General features: G+C 74.2%; 1 protein-coding gene. It reads right to left on the minus strand.

Features of this window, described 5'->3' with window-relative positions; genetic code table 11:
• On the minus strand, nt 1-2,579 hold a 2,579-nt coding region (locus GTR00_RS18690; RefSeq protein WP_166613073.1), incomplete at both ends, for a pectinesterase family protein.

Genomic DNA, 2,579 nt, shown 5'->3' on the forward strand with positions numbered 1-2,579 from the left:
GGGTGGCCGGGGCCTCGGGGGCGGTCGCGACCGGGGCGCTCTCGCCGGTGGGGTTCCAGCCGTCGGAACCGGCCAGGTACGCCCACTTGGTGGCGCCGGCGGCCTGCTCGTCGGTCAGCTGCGGGCGGTGGGGGCCGGTCGTCGCGCCGGCGCCGGTGTTCCGGTACTCCGAGAAGCGCCCGTCGGTCCACAGGTTCGGGCTCATGTCCGCCCACGGCTGGGTGGTGCGCACCGCGGCCGGCAGCTCGGTCTCACGGATCGTCACCTGACCGCGGGAGTTGTGGACGGTGCCGTCCTTGCTGTACCCGTCGCTCCACCCGCGCCAGGGCCGGCCCAGGCTGAACGTGCCCGCGGGGGCGTCGCTGGTGATCCTCGAGCCCGTGATGAGGAACCCGTGGGGGTTCTTGTCCGAGGTGCTCGCGGCGGTGACGTAGCCGTTGTTGCTGCTGCTGCCGCGGCTCAGGGCGTGGATCGTGGTGCGGTCGAACACGGCGGTGCCGCGGCCGAAGACGAAGTCGACGTCGCCCTCGACGTAGCTGTCGACGAAGTACGAGCGCGCGACGACCGGCGCGTCGGGGGAGTCCACGAGCAGCGTGTCCTGGTTGCCCAGCAGCCGCACGCGGCGGAACACCAGGCGGTCGCCGGTGGTCTTCAGCGCCACGGCCTGCTCACCGCTGTAGGTGTGCGCGGCCTCGTCGAAGGAGTTGCGGATGGTGAGGTCCTGGACGGTGACCCCGCTGCCGCTGACGAGCACCGACTGGCTGGCGCCGGTGCCGTAGGTGCCGGTGCCGTCCGGCTTGGGCGTGCCCGCGGCGTTGTCGTAGTCGAGGACGACGTCCTCGGCGTGGCCGGTGGTGCCGATCAGGGTGACGTTGCTCCTCGTCACCGAGATCATCTCGTGGTAGGTGCCGGGGGCGATCGCGATGACCGTGGGGTTCGCGGCGGTGCCGGCGGGCGCGGCGGCCAGGGCGGCCTGCACGGTGGTGAAGTCCCCGCTGCCGTCGGCCGCGACGAGCAGGTCGTGCGCGGGGACGGTGGAGGCGACGGGGGTGCCCCCGGCGGCCGCGGAGGCCGGCGAGGGGTTCCCGGCGGCGTCGACCGCCACCACCGTCCAGGAGTAGGCGGTGCCGTTGACCAGCCCGGTGTCGGTGAACGACGTGCCGGTCAGGCGCGCGGTGTTCACCTTCACCGGCGCGGCGGTGCCCTCGGCGCGGTAGACGTCGTAGCCGGCGACGTCGTTCTCGGTGCTCGCGCTCCACGACAGGGTGGCGCGGGCGTCGCCGGTGCGGGCGGTCAGCCCGGCCGGGGCCGCCGGGGCGGTGGTGTCGGCGACCGTGGGGTTCCAGCCGTCGGTGCCCGCCAGGTAGGCCGCGGCGGTGTACTGCTGCGCCTGGGCGTCGGTGAGCTGGGGGCGGTCGGCGTTCACGGAGGCGCCGGGGCCGGAGTTGTTGTACTCGAAGAACCGCGCGTCGCGCCAGGAGAACGTCGTGGTCATGTCCGTCCACGGCGAGGACTTGATCGCCGCGGGCAGCACCGTGTCGCGCACGACGACCTGCGCGATCGCGCCGGCGTTGCCGCTGGGCTGCCAGGGCCGGCCCAGGTGGAACGTGCCGGCCGGCGCGTCGCTGGTGATGGTGGAGCCCGTGATGAGGAACCCGTAGCGCGTCGCGGTGTCGGTGCTGGCCGCGGTGACGTAGCCGTTGTTGCTGCTGCTGCCGCGGGTGGCGGCCTTGAGCGTGGAGCGCTCGAACACGGCGGTGCCGCGGCCGAAGACGAAGTCGACGTCGCCCTCCACGTAGGAGTTCACGAAGTACGCCCGGGCCTGCACACCGGCCGAGGGGGTGTCCACGTAGAGGGTGTCCTGGTCGCCGAGCAGGCGCACGCCGTCGAACACCAGGCGGTCGCCGGTGGTCTTCAGCGCCACGGCCTGCTCACTGCCCGAGCCGGTCTCGACGTAGGAGTTCTCGATGGTGAGGTTCTTCACGGTGACGTCGTTGGACTTCACCGTCACGGTGGCGCTGCCGGAGGTGCCGAGGGTCCCGGTGCCGTCCGCCTTGGGCGTGCCCGCGGCGTTGCCGTGGGTGAGGACGACGTCGGCGGCGCCGGCGCCGGTGCCGACCAGCTGCACGAACGGCTTCTTCTCCAGCACCAGCACCTCGCGGTAGGTGCCCGGCTCGATCGCGATGACCGTGGGGTTCGCGGCGGTGCCGGCGGGCGCGGCGGCCAGCGCGGCCCCCACGGTGGTGAAGTCCCCGCTGCCGTCGGCGGCGACGGTGTAGTCGGCCCCGGGCACGGCCACGACCGCGACCGGGCGCAGCGCCTGCGCGGTGGCGGGCGCGGAGGAGTTCCCGGCCGCGTCGACGGCGACCACGCGGTAGTGCGAGGTGCTGCCCGCGGGCGCGGTGGTGTCGGTCCAGCTCGTCGCGGTCAGCGCCTCGGCGGTCAGCCGGGTCCACGGGCCCTCGGCCGCGGCGGCGCGGAACACCACGTACCCGGCGAGGTCGGCGTCGGTGCCCGCCGTCCAGGACAGCGTGGTGCCGCCCTCGGCGCCCGCGGCGCTCAGGCCGGTGGGGGAGGAG

Origin of the sequence: Kineococcus indalonis, assembly GCF_009906395.1 — a bacterium.
GTDB lineage: Bacteria > Actinomycetota > Actinomycetes > Actinomycetales > Kineococcaceae > Kineococcus > Kineococcus indalonis.